2 protein-coding genes are annotated in these 1,154 nt (G+C 54.9%); both read left to right on the forward strand.

Features of this window, described 5'->3' with window-relative positions:
* The coding region (locus CAGGBEG34_RS00305; protein ID WP_042687111.1) for an NADH-quinone oxidoreductase subunit D-related protein at window positions 1–619 on the forward strand (619 nt) is incomplete at its 5' end.
* A 32-nt stretch (window positions 620–651) separates the two neighbouring features.
* Window positions 652–1,154, forward strand: a 503-nt coding sequence (gene nuoE / locus CAGGBEG34_RS00310) for an NADH-quinone oxidoreductase subunit NuoE (RefSeq protein WP_081463681.1), incomplete at its 3' end; no start/stop codon positions are given.

Here is a 1,154-nt window from a genome sequence, read left to right on the forward strand (position 1 = left end):
ATTACTCACCGATAACCGGATTTGGAAACAGCGTTTGGTCGGCATCGGAGCCGTATCCCCAGAACGTGCGCTGCAACTCGGCTTCACCGGGCCAATGCTGCGCGGTTCAGGCGTTGAATGGGATTTGCGCAGGAAACAGCCGTATGAAGTGTACGATCAGCTTGACTTCGACATTCCGGTCGGCGTGAACGGCGATTGTTACGACCGTTATCTGGTGCGCGTTGAAGAAATGCGGCAGGCGAACCGGATTATCCGGCAGTGCGTGAATTGGCTGAGTGCGAATCCCGGCCCTGTGATGATCGACAGCCATAAAGTGACGCCGCCGTCACGGATCGAGATGAAAAGCCATATGGAAGAACTGATCCACCACTTCAAACTGTTTACTGAAGGCTTTTCAGTGCCCGAAGGCGAGACGTATGCGGCGATTGAACATCCGAAAGGCGAATTCGGCATTTATCTAATTTCGGACGGCGCCAACAAACCGTACCGGCTGAAAATCCGCGCGCCGGGCTTTGCGCATCTGGCCGCGCTCGACGAAATGGCGCGCGGTCACATGATTGCCGACGCCGTCACGATTATCGGCACGCAAGATATTGTGTTCGGCGAGATTGATCGTTAAGGACTGCAATGACTTTGAGGCAAACTCAACCCATGCTCTGCGCTCAAGCATTGAAAGAAATCGACCGCACGATTGCAAAATACCCGCCTGAACACAAACGCAGCGCGGTGATGGCCGCGCTTGCAGTTGCGCAGGATGAACACGGTTGGCTCTCGACCGAGGTGATGCGCTATGTCGCTGATTATCTGGACATGCCCGCGATTGCGGTGCAGGAAGTTGCGACTTTTTATTCGATGTACCGCACTGCGCCGGCCGGAAAATACATGATCACCCTGTGCACTAACTTGCCATGCGCACTGTCCGGCGCACAGTCTGCCGCCGAGCATCTGAAATGCAAACTCGGCGTTGACTTTAACCGCACAACGCCAGACGGCAAGTTTACGCTCAAAGAGGGCGAATGCATGGGCGCGTGCGGCGATGCGCCGGTTTTACTGGTCAACCATAAACGGATGTGCGGTTTTATGACATCTGACAGGATTGACCGCCTGCTTAAGGAATTGTCCGCAAATTGTAGCGAGCAGGCGTCAGGCAAGGA

The organism is Candidatus Glomeribacter gigasporarum BEG34 (assembly GCF_000227585.1).
GTDB classification, from domain to species: Bacteria; Pseudomonadota; Gammaproteobacteria; order Burkholderiales; family Burkholderiaceae; genus Glomeribacter; species Glomeribacter gigasporarum_B.